Raw genomic sequence first — 1,028 nt, forward strand, 5'->3', positions numbered from 1 at the left:
ATTTAATATTGATGCCGCCAGCATCATTTCCTGTTGTTGATTGTTAAAGTCTCTACTGTGTAATTTGGGCCCGATGATTGCTTTGTAACGTTGCATCGTATTCTCTGAGACATTCCGTTTTCCATACTGCTTTGTCTTTTGCCATCGTATGGGACCTAAGGCAGAATACGCCACCAAATTGCTCATCCTTTTAGGGTTATGAGCGTCGTCAGCATACAGATTTTCTTTGGGAGGAATGGCTATCTCACTCTCTGGAAATTCGCTCGTTTATGCGTCGTAGACGTCATTGGTATCGTACATTTTATCTGCTGAAACATGGTCAACTTCCACATCTACTTGCCCACATAACTCCTCGACAACCTGAAAGTCCATGGTGTCTTTCTTCGTCAAGGTCGCGCCATAAATAATATGCTCATCACCGACAACAAAGTGCGCTTTTTTCCAGCTGCGCTTTGCGTTAACTTTATATTTTTCCTGGTGCCATTCACCCTTGCCAAATTCTATCAGGCCAGTGGAATCAATGGCTATCGCAGTTAAATCTTCATCGGGTTTGTCTGTTTTTTTGAATCTAGGGGTCTTAATTCCAAGCTTAGAGAGACGCTTTGATAGACATGAAAAGTCAGGACAGGAGAGATTCGTATGGCCCATTTCCTTTAGAAGACTATCGATAAAGCCTTGAGTCTGGCGGAGAGGTTGTTTGAATACGAGTCTCAAATAATGGCATGCCATAAGTGTGCTGTCTGGGTATTTTGGGGATGACCCAGTGCCATCGTAAGCGCGTTGCTTAGTTTGCCAGTTCTCTATGATGTCGTCAGATAACCAGATATCAATACGCCCCCTATCACGCAAACTTTGGTTGTATTCGGCATAGTTAGTTTGTCGATAGGTGTGCTTTTTGAAATGATGGCGTCTGGATCCGTTGTATTTGTAAGGCATGATTTTTGAGCTGGAAACGAAGGTAGATGGCAGGATAAAGGAAGACACGCTCAAATCAAAATTGATGATTTAATGAGCGCGTCAACAAAGCC

1 protein-coding gene is annotated in these 1,028 nt (G+C 43.1%); it reads right to left on the reverse strand.

The features are described 5' to 3' along the window. Window positions 1–267 precede the first annotated feature (267 nt). Window positions 268–984 carry an IS5 family transposase gene (locus CS022_RS24575; protein ID WP_235869902.1) on the reverse strand — a complete coding sequence of 239 codons (717 nt, stop codon included), beginning with the start codon at window positions 982–984 and terminating at the stop codon, window positions 268–270. Window positions 985–1,028: the final 44 nt, after the last annotated feature.

It is taken from the genome of Veronia nyctiphanis (genome assembly GCF_004116385.1).
GTDB classification, from domain to species: Bacteria; Pseudomonadota; Gammaproteobacteria; order Enterobacterales; family Vibrionaceae; genus Veronia; species Veronia nyctiphanis.